General features: G+C 33.2%; 15 protein-coding genes. 8 read left to right on the top strand and 7 right to left on the bottom strand.

The features are described 5' to 3' along the window. Window positions 1-47: 47 nt before the first annotated feature. Window positions 48-491 carry a response regulator gene (locus tag BM296_RS00640; RefSeq protein WP_091900640.1) on the top strand — a complete coding sequence of 148 codons (444 nt, stop codon included), beginning with the start codon at window positions 48-50 and terminating at the stop codon, window positions 489-491. 275 nt (window positions 492-766) lie between these two features. Here the strand turns inward: BM296_RS00640 and BM296_RS00645 are convergent, their stop codons facing one another. The 7 genes from BM296_RS00645 to BM296_RS00670 form a co-directional block, all read right to left on the bottom strand. Beyond that, window positions 767-1,762 carry a helix-turn-helix transcriptional regulator gene (locus BM296_RS00645; RefSeq protein ID WP_091900642.1) on the bottom strand — a complete coding sequence of 332 codons (996 nt, stop codon included), beginning with the start codon at window positions 1,760-1,762 and terminating at the stop codon, window positions 767-769. Continuing rightward, complete coding sequence (locus BM296_RS19345; RefSeq protein ID WP_177214900.1) at window positions 1,753-1,914, bottom strand: hypothetical protein; 162 nt, start codon at window positions 1,912-1,914, stop codon at window positions 1,753-1,755. The genes BM296_RS00645 and BM296_RS19345 overlap by 10 nt, the downstream gene beginning before the upstream one ends. A gap of 124 nt (window positions 1,915-2,038) precedes the next feature. Then, on the bottom strand, window positions 2,039-3,970 hold the full coding sequence (locus tag BM296_RS00650) for a sensor histidine kinase (RefSeq protein ID WP_091900644.1): 1,932 nt from the start codon (window positions 3,968-3,970) through the stop codon (window positions 2,039-2,041). A 135-nt stretch (window positions 3,971-4,105) separates the two neighbouring features. Next, on the bottom strand, window positions 4,106-4,546 hold the full coding sequence (locus BM296_RS00655) for a response regulator (RefSeq protein WP_091900646.1): 441 nt from the start codon (window positions 4,544-4,546) through the stop codon (window positions 4,106-4,108). Window positions 4,547-4,583: 37 nt separating this feature from the next. After that, on the bottom strand, window positions 4,584-5,117 hold the full coding sequence (locus tag BM296_RS00660; protein ID WP_051638222.1) for a helix-turn-helix domain-containing protein: 534 nt from the start codon (window positions 5,115-5,117) through the stop codon (window positions 4,584-4,586). A gap of 179 nt (window positions 5,118-5,296) precedes the next feature. After that, window positions 5,297-7,093, bottom strand: coding sequence for an alpha-amylase family glycosyl hydrolase (locus tag BM296_RS00665; RefSeq protein WP_091900648.1), 1,797 nt, complete (start codon window positions 7,091-7,093; stop codon window positions 5,297-5,299). Window positions 7,094-7,303: 210 nt separating this feature from the next. Next, the gene (locus BM296_RS00670; protein ID WP_091900650.1) at window positions 7,304-8,956 is read right to left on the bottom strand and encodes a PAS domain-containing sensor histidine kinase; all 1,653 of its coding nucleotides are present in this window, start codon (window positions 8,954-8,956) and stop codon (window positions 7,304-7,306) included. A 341-nt stretch (window positions 8,957-9,297) separates the two neighbouring features. Here BM296_RS00670 and BM296_RS00675 point away from each other — a divergent pair, with 341 nt between their 5' ends. From BM296_RS00675 to BM296_RS00705, 7 genes are all read left to right on the top strand, one after another. Next, a complete protein-coding gene (locus BM296_RS00675; protein ID WP_091900652.1) occupies window positions 9,298-10,158 on the top strand; it encodes a sigma-70 family RNA polymerase sigma factor in 861 nt (286 codons plus the stop codon). 140 nt (window positions 10,159-10,298) lie between these two features. Further along, on the top strand, window positions 10,299-10,490 hold the full coding sequence (locus BM296_RS00680) for a hypothetical protein (RefSeq protein WP_091900654.1): 192 nt from the start codon (window positions 10,299-10,301) through the stop codon (window positions 10,488-10,490). A gap of 44 nt (window positions 10,491-10,534) precedes the next feature. Continuing rightward, on the top strand, window positions 10,535-11,350 hold the full coding sequence (gene proC, locus BM296_RS00685) for a pyrroline-5-carboxylate reductase (protein ID WP_091900656.1): 816 nt from the start codon (window positions 10,535-10,537) through the stop codon (window positions 11,348-11,350). Continuing rightward, window positions 11,343-12,134, top strand: a complete 792-nt coding sequence (gene proB, locus BM296_RS00690) for a glutamate 5-kinase (protein WP_091900658.1) — start codon at window positions 11,343-11,345, stop codon at window positions 12,132-12,134. Before proC ends, proB begins: the two co-directional genes overlap by 8 nt. After that, complete coding sequence (locus tag BM296_RS00695) at window positions 12,131-13,330, top strand: glutamate-5-semialdehyde dehydrogenase (RefSeq protein WP_091900660.1); 1,200 nt, start codon at window positions 12,131-12,133, stop codon at window positions 13,328-13,330. Before proB ends, BM296_RS00695 begins: the two co-directional genes overlap by 4 nt. A 33-nt stretch (window positions 13,331-13,363) precedes the next feature. Beyond that, window positions 13,364-14,218: a putative beta-lysine N-acetyltransferase gene (gene ablB / locus BM296_RS00700; protein WP_091900662.1), complete on the top strand. Its 855-nt coding sequence runs from the start codon at window positions 13,364-13,366 to the stop codon at window positions 14,216-14,218. 167 nt (window positions 14,219-14,385) lie between these two features. Next, window positions 14,386-15,084: an NUDIX hydrolase gene (locus tag BM296_RS00705; RefSeq protein ID WP_027066080.1), complete on the top strand. Its 699-nt coding sequence runs from the start codon at window positions 14,386-14,388 to the stop codon at window positions 15,082-15,084. Window positions 15,085-15,114: the final 30 nt, after the last annotated feature.

Genomic DNA, 15,114 nt, shown 5'->3' on the forward strand with positions numbered 1-15,114 from the left:
TTATTTTAAAGATTACTTATTTTTAATGTTTAATTCATTTTTTTGACATGAACAAAACTATACTAAATGTCTTCCTGGCTGATGATGATAGCGACGACAGAACTTTCTTTTCTGATGCATTGCGGGAAATTCCCATACAGACTAAAATATCTGAATTTAATAATGGTGTAGATTTAATGGCAGAATTGCTTTCGGGCAATGCAAACAAACCAGATGTAATATTTCTAGATTTAAAAATGCCAATGATGGACGGTTTTGAATGTCTTGCAGATATACGTGATTTAGACCAATACACTGATACACCTGTTATTATTTATTCTACTTCTTTTCACCCTAAAGAAATTACACGATTAAGCGAAATGGGCGCTTCGCTATATCTACAAAAACCATCTTCTTACAATCAACTAAAAACACTTCTACATAAATGTCTACGATATGTAAACAATACAGAAGGAACTAAAATTGACAAAGAGTTCGTTATCTCCATTTAAAGAATACCACCTACAGCATCTCCTTATATTTTAATATAATTCTATAAAAGAGTACTTACCAAAACCATAATTAATATCTAGAATTATCTACTTCTAGAATTACCTCTCCACATTATTAGTTTTACTTTCTACTACCCTTTATCCAAAAAGTAATTATCTCTCCTTAATGCTCTTTAAAAACAATATATAAACATTCTTTTAACTGATTAATGAAACAATTAGAAACAAAAAAGCCAACTCAATTGAGCCGGCTTCTTCATTTTCTGTTTTATTTATTAAGCTGAAAGTGATACGTTTCTAATATTCATTAAATACGCTTTAGGTGTACATTTAAATTTATTTCTAAATATTTTAGAAAAATAACTTCTGCTTGTAAATCCTATTGAATAAACAATCTCTGAGATATTCATATCAGAAGTTTGTATCAACTCTTCTGCTAAGATCAATCTTTCGTTTCTAATGAAATTTGTTACCGTAGTACCTTCCATTACTTTAAATCCTTCTTGAAGCTTTGTTGGTGAAAGACCATATTCTTTACTTAAGTCTGTTACTGTGTATGGAAACTCTGGCTTTCTTTTAATCGCATTAACTGCTTCTTCAATTCTTAAAAGCTCTTTTTTCGTTAACATCGTAGAAACTTGACCGCTGTTCTCAATATCTTGCTTACAGTGTAAAATTTCTAATGCCAATGTGAAGTTTACAATACCTTCTATAAGAAGTTTTCTAACCAACCCAACTTGAGTAATTGCTCTAATCTGTAATAACTGTTCTTTTATCTTAAGATTAAAAGTACCTATATGTGGTTGACCATCCTCATTTGAAAACGAAGCGAACAACTGCTCATATAGCTCTGTATTATTTATATTCTTACTTAAAGCTTCTCCATCTTGGGTTACTTTAATTATAGATATGTTAGACTTTGTAGCCTCTCTTAATTTTATATTGATTGTTTCGTTTGACCCACCTACAACTACTGTTTGTAATGCTTCAACCTTATTCGTTTCTTTTCCTTTTGAAAAACTGAAATTACCTTCTAAACAGTAGATAAAATATAAACTACGGTTTTCATCCAATTTTAAATCAAAATTGAAATTTTCTTTAAGATCCATATCATATTCCGTATAAGAAATTCCAGAACCTAAAGAAACTGTTTGTATTCTACCTGTTCCTTTCTCGTTATCATATTGAAGTATACGATCTCCTTGAAAACTAGAAATACTACCTCCTAAAACACTATTGAAATAACTTAATTGATTATGGACTACTTGCATGATATATTATTTAGATGGTTATTGTTATTTGCAGCTTCTTGCGCTTTAAAAGCACCTGAAAAATTAGAACTAACTTGTTGCTCGTTTAAATTTTGGTCATAAGAACCTTTGGGTCTTACATTACCAACTCTAGCATATTGAAGATTTTTCATAAAGCCTACATTTCTTGTTGATACAAAGATGCAGGGTATGCAAGGTAAATCTGTTACATCATTTCAAGAAGCTGTTACACAATTTTAAGAAGGATGTAATTTTAGATTGTAAATTTCAATCTAATTATAACAATGTGGGAAGATAAATAGTAAACTCGGCACCCTTGTTTAGCTCACCTTTTGCCAGTATAGCACCATTGTGAGATTGTACTATTTTTTTACATATAGATAAACCTAATCCTGTTCCGGAAAATTCGGTTTTTCCATGAAGTCTTTGAAATATCTCGAATATTTTTTCTTGATACTTTTCTTCGAACCCTATTCCGTTATCTATAAATTGTAGTTTAACATAATTGATATTAGGCAGTAAAGCATCTACTGAAGACGTATTACCATTAACCACACTACTTAAAATTTTAATTTGTGGCTGCACACCTTCTTGTACATATTTAAGGGAATTACCTATAAGGTTGGCAAATAACTGCTCTAACTGAAATTGTATTCCGTTTACTACAGGTAAGCTCACAGAATCTACTGTAGCGTTTAAATCATTAATACGCTCACCCAAATCTTCAAGTACATTATTTAGAACGTCGTTTAAATCTACACGTCTTGGCTGCTCAGTAACCTCATCTACTTTTGAATATGATAGTAGATTGTTGATTAGATTACGCATTCTGTCGGATGAAGATTTAATTTTATCCAAATACTGCTGAGACCTAATACTTAAATGCCCCTGTTCCTCTTCATCTAAGCGACTAACGAACATTTGAATCTTACGCAAGGGTTCTTGTAAATCATGACTGGCAACACGGTTAAAGGCTTCTAAATCTGCGTTTGTCCTCTTAAGTTCTGAGTTTTTGATCTGCAGTACAGATTCTGATTCTATCTGCTTGGTTACATCTCTAATTACACCTACCATATACCAATTACCTTCTTTTTGGTAACATTCGCCAATGGTATTCATATACCGTAATTCACTAGATTTTGTATAAACCCTAAATACCAAATCTAACTTTGCTTTGTTTATTCTAGCTTCTTTAAAACTCGCCTTTACTTTTTCCAAATCATTAGGATGTAAAAAAGTCAATAAACGGTCGTATTTATTGTCAAACTCATTAGGCTCAAAACCAAACAATCGGTAAACATTATCCGAATATTTAATTTCTTCTTTTCCTAAATTCCATCTAAAACTGCCAATATTAGCTACATGCTCTGCTTCAGACAATAATCTATTCTGAATAAAAAGTTGCGCTTCATATTTCTTTTCTTGAGTAACATCTTTAGAAAAAAGAACTAATCCATCATTCATTTTAACAGCACGCGTACTGAGCCATATCGAGACATCATTAAAAATAAATTCTCTAGTATATTCTTTATTTTCCCCTGTATTATAACACTCGGCAAGTATACCTAATACTCCATTTTCTAAATTTTTAGGGTAATATTCTAGAATAGTCTGTCCTGCAATTAATTCTGTTTCTTCATTAGCAATTTCTCCCATTCGATTATTTATATAATCAATGAGGAAATCCTTAATCTCATTCTTTTGATCGAGAATAGGTTTTAAATAACAGATTATACTATCATTACTATCTAAAACTCTTACACCAAAAAGGTTTGATATTTCAAGTTCGCGTGTTCTGGCTTGAATATTTCCTAAAGGTAATTTTGATTCTTTGTCTAATAAATATTCAAGTTGTAACTCCGTAATAGTAATTAAAACACCGTCATAAAACGATTCTATTTTTACATTGTAATTGATAGTATCGGTATCCTCTATTCTTGAAATATTAAAAACTTCAGACTCTTGGTTTTCTAAAACCTTATTTGCCAATAAGATAATTTCACCACCATTATTAAATTGAATTAGAGGAAGACCTTTTATACTCTCTGAAGAATTTGTAAAAAATTTATTAGCCTTATGGTTTGCATATTTTACTATAAACTCTCTAGTCTTTAAAGAACCTTCAACTGATGTGGCTATATACAATAGAGCAGCATTGGCATCATCTACTATTTTCTTAAAAAAATCATCTGCCATACCGTCTAACATTCTTTATCACTTTTTAAATAATCTTTTTATTAAGATACTACAAAATAAGAGGTTCTATTGCGTTTTCACTAGTGCTAAAACAAAAAAAGTTGTTCCTAATGAAACAACTTTTGTACTACTTATTATACCTAAAAATTAAATCTTCAATAAAAAATTCTCTTTCTTAAAATCATTTAAATGATATGCCCAGTTCATTTTCACTACTTGCTTTAATGATTTTTTAAGCTCAGTAAAACTAGATGGTTTTTTAATGTAAATATTCGCTCCTTTTTCAAAGGTTTCTTCAATATCTCTTTCAGCAGAAGATGTTGAATAAATAGCAACTAATAAATCTTTTAAATGAGGAGTACGTCTAATAGCTTCTAAACATTCAAACCCATTCATTATTGGCATATTCAAATCTAGAAACACCAAATCTGGAGTATTCTCTGGATCGCCCAATAAATATTCCATACAGCTTTTACCATTCTCTAATTGGCATAATTCTGTATTAAGTTCAATTCCTTCCAATGCATCTGCAAAAAATTGTCTGTCGTCTTCGTCATCGTCAACGAGAAGTATTTTTAATTTATCCATTTTCACTTTTCATGTATTGAAAGAAGAAATATTCTTCTCATTTTTTTCTAAACTTCAAATACTGAGTAATGGTTAACCCAGTAACTTTTTTGAACTGATTTGATAAATGAGGTACGCTACTAAAATTTAAATCATGAGCAATCTCACTTAAACTTGTATTATCTAATAGCACCAACTCCTTCACTTTTTCAATGCGCACTAATATATAAAAATTCTCTATTGAGGTGAACGTTTTACTAGAAAATAGATTAGAAAGATATGGATAACTAAAACCCAACTGATTAGATAGCGATTCTGATATTTTTACATTTCTAATATCGCCTTCATAAACCATTTTCTTTATGTAAATCTTAATCTCCTCAACGATATCTCGATTCTCTTTCGTTTGAATCTTTATACCAAAACCTTCTAGCTCTTCTGAAATTGACTTAAGTTTTTCATCACTTAAATTTTCAGGCAACTTAATGGTTCCATCTTGCAAAATTTCAAAATCAACCCCAGCAGCGACCATTGTTTTTTGAAATACTTCATTAACCAATTTTTCAGGGTTATATATGAAACTATATTCCATTCAATAAATCACAATTAATTCGCAACATAAAAGTTTGTAAAATTATTATTTTAGAAAAACATTATATAACAAAATACGATAAATTATTACCACTTTTAGACCCTAGACAAAAAATCATATACAATGTAAGATTTAAGCTACAAAATTTAAGTTGTAAGTAATAAACTACAGGAAAATCATTAAGCTTTGGTAAAAATTAAAGAAGCGTATGCCGGAATATTAATCTTCCCAGTCCAATTTTTTGCATCTGTATTCTCTTCTACCACCTCAACACTATCCACTGGCAACTCAGAAAAAGCTTCATCATAAATTTTACTGGCCGCATTTATCTTTAATTCAAAAGGCTCATTTGCTTTTAAACCAATACCATAATTTTCATATTCTTGGTTACTAAAATTCAATACTACGAGTACTGGTTCTGTGGGGTCATTAGCATCAAATCTGTTATAAGCCAATATCTTAGTATCATGATTAACGTGCAAGATTTCAATATGCTGACTTCGCAATCCTTTAGCACCTACAGATTCTCCTGTTCTCAATTTTATAATATCTCCAATCAATTTCTCTATACCCCTGTGTTTCTTTTCCTTTTCCCAATCCAAGCCTTCGGTATCTTGAAAATATTCGTCCTCAATAAATTCTTGCCCTTGAAATAACATGGGTATGCCAGGCGCGGTCAATGTAAGTACAATACCTAAAATGGCTCTTTTTTTAGCAAAATCACTTTCTGCATCACCAGGCTGAATCTCTTCTGGTACTCTTGCCTTACCATTAGCTACCTCATCATGAGATTCTGTATACACAATACGACTAAAGGCATCATTACTATACCTAAATTCTAAGGCATCTACTACTTTCTGTAAATCTCTGCTGTCATCATGTGTATCTTCAATTACTTCTCTTACCGGATGTACAAAATTCATATCCCACTGAGAGCCATAAGCCAGTCCATTTTCCTCTATAGAATCCGTTACCCTACTATCACCTTTTAAATCTTCTGCAATAGTAAGTACATGTGGATACTTCTCTCGAATTTCTGAATTGATATCGCGCATAAGAATATTACCTTCTTCAATTTCAGTATCATATCCAAGACCACCAGCCTCATAACGTATGTAAGATGTAGCATCCATTCTAAGACCATCACAATGATATTTTTCAATCCACATTAATGCATTGTCCCTCAAATATTGCCTTACCTCTTCCCTACCATAATCTGGTCTAGTATCTCCCCAAGGTGTATCGCTTCTATGGTCATTGTAGAAATAAATTCCACCTTTATCATTCTCGCTCCATCCATCAAAATGCCATAAATCTACATCAGACGGACCAAAGTGGTTGTAAACCACATCCATGATTACGGCAATTCCTATTTTGTGCGCTTCGTTTACCAATTTGGCAAATCCATCAGGACCACCATAATCTTGCTCAATAGCAAATGGGTGTGCAGGATTATATCCCCAAGATATGCCACCGGCAAATTCTGCAACAGGTAGTAATTCAATGCAATTAATACCTAATTTCTTTAAGTAAGGTAGTTTGGTAATTACATCTTCAAACGTGCCAACAGCCTCTGGAGCAGAACGGTTAAATGTACCTACATGTAGTTCATAAATAACAAGCTCGTTCCAACTTGGCATTTTAAAATCGGCATCGTCCCATGAAAAATCTAGTCTTCTAATAATAGAATTACCATCGCTATTGGTTACTTCAAAAGCATATGGATCATTTCTAGATAACAGTTTACCGTTATATTCAATAAAGAATTTATACTCATCTCCTTCAGAAGCTGCATCGGTACTTACTGCCCAATAGCCATTTTCTTCTGCTTCTAGAGCAATTTCTTTTTTATTCCAATCATTAAAGCTACCACCTACGAAAACCTTCTTCGCATTCGGAGCCCACACTCTAAAGGTTACAGCACCATCATTTATGACAGCACCCATACCTGCCGATTTTGTTATTGTAGTATTCATGTGTCAAAAGTAGACTGCATGAAATGCAAATAGTATCCTTAAAAGAAGATGCTTTAACTCTAAAACTATTTTACACTAAATTTTTATTAAAATGGTATCGCTGCCTGTAGTTTACTGATGATTAGGGGAATATTAAAAATATGACCTCGCTAACCAAACAAAGCAAATGACTATAAATGAATTGAAAAAGCGATACTCCAGACCAAAAAACTATTGATTTTTAGGTACCAATATTTTAAACACAGAACCTTCGCCTGGAATGCCTTCTGCACTAATACTTCCTAAATGATTTTGAACAATCTTTTTTACAATAGCCAATCCAATACCTGTACCAACATACTCTTGCTTAGAATGTAGTCGTTGAAATACTTCAAATATTTTTTTAGAAAATTGCTCTTCAAATCCAATTCCATTATCGGTAATGGTGATTTGAACATATTCTTTATTATTTAATAAATTCTCATCTATAGATTTAGCATTTGTAATTATCTCTGTTTCTACTGTAACTACTGGCGCTACATCGCTTCTAGAATACTTAATGGAGTTCGATAAAAGATTGTACATCAATTGGCGAAATTGGAATTTTACCACTTCAATTTCAATTGAATTTTTTAGCGTAATTGTACCACCCTTTTTACTTAATTCTTCTCCTAAATCATTTTTAACATCGTCTACGAGATTTTTTAAATCGATTGTTTCAAATATCCTTTTTTCGGTATCTGTACGAGAGTATGATAAAAGATCATTTATTAATGATTGCATTCTGTATGCAGCAGACTGTATTTTTTCAAACTTGGTCTTTCCTGAAGATGATAGTTTATCATATTCTTTCTCCATCAACACCTCAGAAAACATTTGAATTTTACGTAGCGGTTCTTGTAAGTCATGACTGGAAATATAAGCAAAGGATTGAAGTTCTTTATTCATTTCCTCTAGCTTTAAATTACTATCTGCCAGTTGTTTTGTTCTACTACTTACTTCTTCCCTTAATTGATCAGCAAATGATTTTTGCTTGTCTATATTCATGGCAGTACCAATAAAACCTACCATTTTACCTTCCTCAAATTTAGGAACGCCCAATACTTTAAACCATTCAAATTTACTAGTAGCATGATTTATAACCCTATATTCTAAGGCAAAACCTGTCTGTTGTTCTAATGCTTTTCCAAAACCGGCATATACTACAGCCAAATCATCGGGGTGCACCACATCTATCCACACTTGTCCTGTAAATTCTGACTCTTTTTCTACACCTACATAATCTAATAATGCCCTGTTGGCATATTCAATATTAATATCGTTATCGGTAATCCAAATCCAAACCGGGGAAAGATTCGCTAGTTCCCTAAACCTACGTTCACTTTCTCTCAATCGTCGCTCTGCCAATACAGCCTCGGTAGTTTCGGTAACTATAACCAAAACCCCAGAAATACGACCAGACTCATCTTTTACAGGACTGTAGCTAAAGGTCCAATAAACATCTTCCATTTGACCATTTCTAAAAATAGGAATCATTAGGTTCTCCCGCCAAATAGATTCTCCTTGATCAGTAACTACTTTAAGCATTGGCTCAATATCTTCCCAAATCTCAGCCCAAGATTCCTTAGCATTTAAACCTAATATATTTGGATGTTTACCATCAACACCTAAAATTGGTCTATAAGCATCATTATAAAAACTTTTTAAAGTGTCTCCCCAAAACAAAAACATGGGAAATGGAGAGTTCAATAAGATATTAAGCGTAGTTCTAAGACTCTGCGGCCAACCTTCAGGTTTTCCTAGTGGTGTTAAAGACCAGTCTTTCTCTCTCATTAACCTACCCATCTCACCACCATCATCGAGAAAATGAAATTTTTTATTCATAAGAATGCTAAATTGAAGTATCCATATTACTATTAACGGTCAAAATTCTAAACATGCCAAAGCCAATTGCGCTACAAGAATAACACAATTTTCAACAAATCGTTTTAAACAGTATATGCAAATAAAGCAAATTGAAAGGATAATCTTAACTCAATAAAATTGAATTTCGTTTTTTTTGAAAATCAATAAACCACATTTTTTAAAAATTATCAAAAAACTCTCGTTTTCACCCAAAAACAAGCAAAAAACCATTGAAAATAGTCAAATAAATCACAAAACGTGCAAATTTCTTGCATTTTAACTATTTTTTACTATGTTATAGATTAACCCAATTATATTCTATGCGACAATTAAAGATTACCAAACAAATTACGAACAGAGATGCCAAATCATTAGAAAAATATTTCCAAGAAATCAGTAAAATAGATTTAATTACTGCAGATGAAGAGGTAGAACTGGCACAGAAAATTCGTGATGGTGATCAGAAAGCACTAGACCAACTAGTGAGCGCAAATTTAAGGTTCGTGGTGTCTGCCGCTAAGCAGTACCAAGGTAGAGGTCTGCGCCTAACCGACCTTATCAATGAAGGCAATTTAGGGTTGGTCAAGGCAGCTAAACGCTTTGATGAAACCAGAGGATTTAAATTTATTTCTTACGCCGTTTGGTGGATTCGCCAATCTATTCTACAAGCGCTATCCAACAAATCTAGGATGATACGCATACCTCAGAATAAAATAGCCGTAAACACTAAAATCTATCAAGTATATTCCACTTTAGAGCAAGCCAATGAACGACCGCCAAGTGCCGGTGAAATTGCCACGGAACTAGATATAAATGTGTCAAAAGTTAAAAGTTCAATTAAGAATTCAGGTAAATCTATTTCTTTGGATGCCCCTTTTAAAGAGGGCGAATCTTCATCTTTATACAACGTGCTAGAGTCTACCACAATGAGCAGTCCAGATAAAGGAATGATTGCAGAATCTTTGGAGACCGACATTAATCAGGTACTGAAAAAAATACCAGAGCGCCAAGGAGATGTCTTGCGCCTTTTCTTTGGCTTAGGCAACCAACCCGCCATGAGCCTGGTTGAAATTGGTGAAGTTTTTGATGTAACCAGAGAACGTGTGCGTCAAATAAAAGACAAAGGTTTAAAATCGTTACGCCGCACAAATAATACAGAAATCTTACGCGCTTATTTATAAAAACAAGCTAAACACACTAGCTAAAATTCTCATTTAGAGCTTATTATTAACATCTGTAAGCAATAGTATAACACAAGCTTAACACCTCTAATTTGGAGTTGGCAAGGCATATGTTATGTTACTGCTTTAAATATTATTACATGAAATTTATTTACATCAAAAGAGAAAGTCATATCAAAGAATTATACAGAACACGCACCGGACTTAAAAAAGCGAAAGTGACGTCTATTGCAAAATACTTTATGGGCATTCGCATAAAAACATTACACACTTATAAGCAAATTTACCTTGGGCGTAAAAATAATGCCATTGAAAAAATGCTTTTTATCTAAAAAAACAATCACACATATATTATCCAATAATTTAAATTGAATTCATGAAAATACTAGTAATAGGAGCCGGAAACATGGGATTGACGTATGCAGAAGGCATGTCCAAATCAAAATTACTGAAGAAAAGAAATATAATGGTACTTGATACTTCTGAAGATAAATTAGAAGAATTAAGAGAAAATCCACAATTTGATGCTTTTGATGATTTAAAGAAATGTGCCCCACAGGCAGATATCATTTTTATAGCCGTAAAACCCTATCATGCAGAGAGTGTTTTTCTAAAATTAAATCCGTTAGTAAAACCTGGTCAAATCGTTATTTCGATAATGGCTGGTGTTACTATAGAAACCATACAAAACTTAACGGGACTCACAAAAATAGTGCGTGCCATGCCTAATTTACCAGCATCAATAGGCAGAGGGTTAACCTCTTTTGTTGCTTCTGAAGAAGTAACCAGAATTGAACTGCTGACTATTGAAAGTTTGCTGGACACTACAGGGAAGTCTATTCAAGTAAGTAATGAAAATTTCATAGATGCTTCTACCGGAATATCTGGTAGTGGTCCTGCTTATGTATTTTACTTTATGCAAAGCATGATGGAAGCTGCATTGAAAATGGGCTTTACACCTAATGTATCTAAGGTATTAGTAGCACAAACATTTACGGGAGCTATTGAACTTTTTAATCAAAATGAATTGTCACCAAATTCTTGGATGGACAAAGTTGCCAGTAAAGGCGGTACCACACGTGCCGCTCTTGATTCTATGGAAAATAATAATGTAGGAGAATTAATTAAAGAAGCTGCGTTCGCCGCATTTGAACGTGCCGTTGAACTTGGAAAAGAAAAGGTAAATGTATAAACAGAAAATAGTAATTAAGGTAGGCACCAACGTAATGACCAATAAGGACAATCGTATTGTGAGACCGGTATTGCGAAATTTGGTACAACAAATTGCTGAATTATATGAAAGAGATATAATAACCGTACTAGTTTCTTCAGGCTCCGTTATTGCGGGGCGTGAAGTATTAGGTGCTTCATCTATTGAAGACGATACACAACGCAGGCAAGTATACTCAGCCATTGGGCAACCGCGTATGATGCGTTTGTATTACAATATATTTAATGATTACGGAATGAAATGTGCACAGGTACTGCCTACAAAGCGAGATTTTACACCAGGTGTGCATAGACAGAATATGATTGATTGTGTCGAAGGATTATTATCTGAAGGTGTAATTCCTATTGCAAATGAAGATGATGCCGTTTCGGTAACCATGAGCATGTTCTCAGATAATGATGAGCTAGCCAGTTTAATTGCACAGCTTATTGATGCCGATAAGATGATTATTCTAACTGATATTGACGGACTATACACAGGTCACCCAAATTTAGACAGTAGTGATCTTATTGAACATGTAAATCCTGATGAAAATCTTGATGAATTTATAAAAGACAGTAATAAAAAAGCCGGTGAAGGTCGTGGTGGCATGGGGTCTAAATTAGATTATGCCCAACAAGCAGCTGCCAACAACATACCTACCTACATTGCAAACGGTAAAAAAGACCGAACCATAATTGATATTATAGACGGAAAAAATGTGGGTACAAAAGTGACCCTAGAAGAAAAAGCAGAAGCGTTATGAAAATAATTTCAACAGATATAAAGAATAAGGTTTTAAGTAGTATGATGCAACTTTTGGATAGTAACCGAAATAGCATTCTTACTGCTAACAAAAAAGATTTAGAACTATTTAATCTAGAAGACCAAGCGATGTACGACCGGTTAATTGTTACCGATGGCAAGATTGATGGTATGATCGCATCTATTAAAGAAGTTAGGTCACAAGAAGATCCAGTGAGCAAGACTATTTCTACAAAGTTATTGGAGAACGGATTAGAAATAAATAATAGAACCTCTCCATTTGGCACTATTTTAATTATTTATGAATCTAGACCAGATGTTACCATTGAAGCGGCTGTATTAGCATTTAAAGCTAACAACAAGATTTTTCTAAAAGGTGGTAAAGAGGCATTACATAGCAACACCGTTCTTGTTGAACTTTGGCACCAGGCATTAGAGGAAAATGGTTTATCAAAGAATTTCATTCAACAATTGATTTTAAACCGAGAAGAAACCCAAATGTTCTTGAAAAATCCGCCAGAGAAGTTAGATTTGATTGTACCACGTGGTGGCGAGCGTCTTATAAACTTTGTAAAGCAACATGCCACATGCGCCGTGTTAGTTAGTGGCCGCGGTAATAATTTTCTATATATAGATGAAGATGCCAATTGGGAGAAAAGTGTAAAGGTTATTCTTAATGCAAAAACCGCTAAAATATCTGCGTGCAATGCATTGGATAAAATATTAATTAGCTCACAAATTGAAAATTATGAGGATAAGCTAAAGGACCTTTACAACTTACTAACTATAAATGGTGTAGAAACTTTGGTAGACTCAGATGTCAGTTCCTTAATTAAAGTAGCTAATCGCATAGAAAATCCATCCGTTTGGAAAGAAGAATTTCTAGCCATGAAATGTTGTTTGGGTTCTGTGGAATCTCTTGAAGAAGCAGTTGAGAAAATCAACGATAATTCTGGAGGACATTCTGCCACTATAATGACCACCAATAAAAATTCGGCCATGCAATTTATGGAAGAAGTAGATTGTGCTGCCGTGTATCAAAATGCATCTACTAGATTTACAGATGGCGGGCAAATGGGTGTTGGCGCAGAATTAGCCATTAGTACAGATAAGCTTCACCATAGGGGGCCACTTGGTCTCAAGCAATTGGTCACCAATAAATACTATGTATTTGGAGATGGTCAAGTTCGAGAATAGCTAACGGAATAATTTACTAGAAAATCGAAATTTATGTTTGAAACAATTGAAAACATAGACGGTGCATTAGTCTATCATGGCAATATGCACAATCGTATTTATTTAACCGAAGCAGATCATGTTGATTTAGACAGCCTACTTCCTAAAATGAAACAACTTGCAAAAGAAAAGCAATATGAAAAAATTCTTGGCAAGGCCTCTGAGAAAGGGGTGAATACTTTTAAGTCTAAAGGGTTTATGATAGAAGCTAAAATCCCCGGACTTTATAATGGTACTATAGATGGTTATTTTCTTGCCGATTATACCAATCAAAAACGTCTTTTGAATGATGAAAAAAACAATAAGACAATTGCCACTGTAAAAACCATTGCGAAGGCAGCCAATAAACCAAATACAGATTCACATTTTGAGTTGCCATTGAATCTCGACATTAAAGAGCTTTCTTCTAGTGATTTTAGTACATTAGAAGATTTGCACAAGAAAGCTTACAAATATCATCCTCATCAAATTAAAGATGTTTCTTATTTCGCCCAACTAGAGCAATTGGACCATCAATTTTATGGCCTGTATAAAAACGGAGAATTATTAGTCTCTGCCATTTTAGACGTGAATACCAATGAGGCAAATGTTGAAATTGTTGATTTTGTAACTCATCCAGATTATAGAGGTCAAAATTTATCTTATTTCTTGGTACAAGAGATTAAAAAACAAATGGATAAACTTTGCTGCAAAACCATATACACAATGGTTAGGGCCACTTCTTACGGATTAAATATTACTTTTAGTAAACACGGTTTTATTTTGGCAGGAACGCTCATTAACAATTGTATTGTTAGAGATTCTTTAGAAAGTATGAACGTATGGTATTACAAAGGTATTAACGCATAAGTCTTTTAGACATATCATTAGCTATAAATATGCTGATTAAGAATGCTAGCCCATTCTTAATCAGCATATTTTGTCTATTGTCTCACTTTATGACAATAATTCTTTGATTCCATATATTTTTGTGCTTTATTTGATATATTACAACTAATATATTATCAAATTCACTAATGAAAGGTTCAGATAATACGAATTTCATACCCAACCTTTCCTATGATTGTGTCATTTTCGGCTTTAATGGGAAAACACTAAAAATACTTATTCTTGAATATCAGAATACTGGTTTTTTTGCACTTCCTGGCGGATTTATCAGAAAAAACCAAAGCTTAAAAGAGGCGGTAGACCAAGGGGTAGAAGAACGTACCGGCTTAAAAAATGTGTTTTTAGATCAGTTTCAAGTTTTTGGATCTCTTGACAGATCTGATTCTTTTGCAATGCGTAAAATATTAGAAGCAAATAATAAAGATATAGAAGAAAATAAATGGATGATGAACCGCTTTATAACCGTAGGTCATTATGCGTTAATAAATTACGAAGACGTAGACCCAAAACCTGATCACCTTTCAGATAGTATTGGCTGGTATGCAATTGAAGATGTTCCAAGATTAATGATGGACCATAATGATATTGTTGACAAAGCACTTGAGGTTCTTCGCAATAACATTAGCGAGAAAATAATTGGCATGAACCTGCTACCTCAGAAATTTACCATGAAGCAATTACAACAAGTCTTTGAGGCTATTTTAGACCAAAAATTAAGACGTACAAGTTTTCAGCGTAAAATGCTATCCTTAGACATATTAGAACGGCACGAAAAACTCTTTGAAGGCAAGGCTCACAAAGCTCCGTACTTATACAGCTTTACATAAAAAATTAATTCTAAATCAAATTATTAAAAC

It is taken from the genome of Maribacter stanieri (assembly GCF_900112245.1).
Lineage (GTDB): Bacteria > Bacteroidota > Bacteroidia > Flavobacteriales > Flavobacteriaceae > Maribacter > Maribacter stanieri.

Bases quoted from the DNA above. Each gene is read 5' to 3' on its own strand.
- BM296_RS00640 (WP_091900640.1), top strand. From the start codon at position 48: ATGAACAAAACTATACTAAATGTCTTCCTGGCTGATGATGATAGCGAC.
- BM296_RS00645 (WP_091900642.1), bottom strand. From the start codon at position 1,762: ATGCAAGTAGTCCATAATCAATTAAGTTATTTCAATAGTGTTTTAGGA.
- BM296_RS19345 (WP_177214900.1), bottom strand. From the start codon at position 1,914: ATGAAAAATCTTCAATATGCTAGAGTTGGTAATGTAAGACCCAAAGGT.
- BM296_RS00650 (WP_091900644.1), bottom strand. From the start codon at position 3,970: ATGTTAGACGGTATGGCAGATGATTTTTTTAAGAAAATAGTAGATGAT.
- BM296_RS00655 (WP_091900646.1), bottom strand. From the start codon at position 4,546: ATGGATAAATTAAAAATACTTCTCGTTGACGATGACGAAGACGACAGA.
- BM296_RS00660 (WP_051638222.1), bottom strand. From the start codon at position 5,117: ATGGAATATAGTTTCATATATAACCCTGAAAAATTGGTTAATGAAGTA.
- BM296_RS00665 (WP_091900648.1), bottom strand. From the start codon at position 7,093: ATGAATACTACAATAACAAAATCGGCAGGTATGGGTGCTGTCATAAAT.
- BM296_RS00670 (WP_091900650.1), bottom strand. From the start codon at position 8,956: ATGAATAAAAAATTTCATTTTCTCGATGATGGTGGTGAGATGGGTAGG.
- BM296_RS00675 (WP_091900652.1), top strand. From the start codon at position 9,298: ATGCGACAATTAAAGATTACCAAACAAATTACGAACAGAGATGCCAAA.
- BM296_RS00680 (WP_091900654.1), top strand. From the start codon at position 10,299: ATGAAATTTATTTACATCAAAAGAGAAAGTCATATCAAAGAATTATAC.
- proC (WP_091900656.1), top strand. From the start codon at position 10,535: ATGAAAATACTAGTAATAGGAGCCGGAAACATGGGATTGACGTATGCA.
- proB (WP_091900658.1), top strand. From the start codon at position 11,343: ATGTATAAACAGAAAATAGTAATTAAGGTAGGCACCAACGTAATGACC.
- BM296_RS00695 (WP_091900660.1), top strand. From the start codon at position 12,131: ATGAAAATAATTTCAACAGATATAAAGAATAAGGTTTTAAGTAGTATG.
- ablB (WP_091900662.1), top strand. From the start codon at position 13,364: ATGTTTGAAACAATTGAAAACATAGACGGTGCATTAGTCTATCATGGC.
- BM296_RS00705 (WP_027066080.1), top strand. From the start codon at position 14,386: ATGAAAGGTTCAGATAATACGAATTTCATACCCAACCTTTCCTATGAT.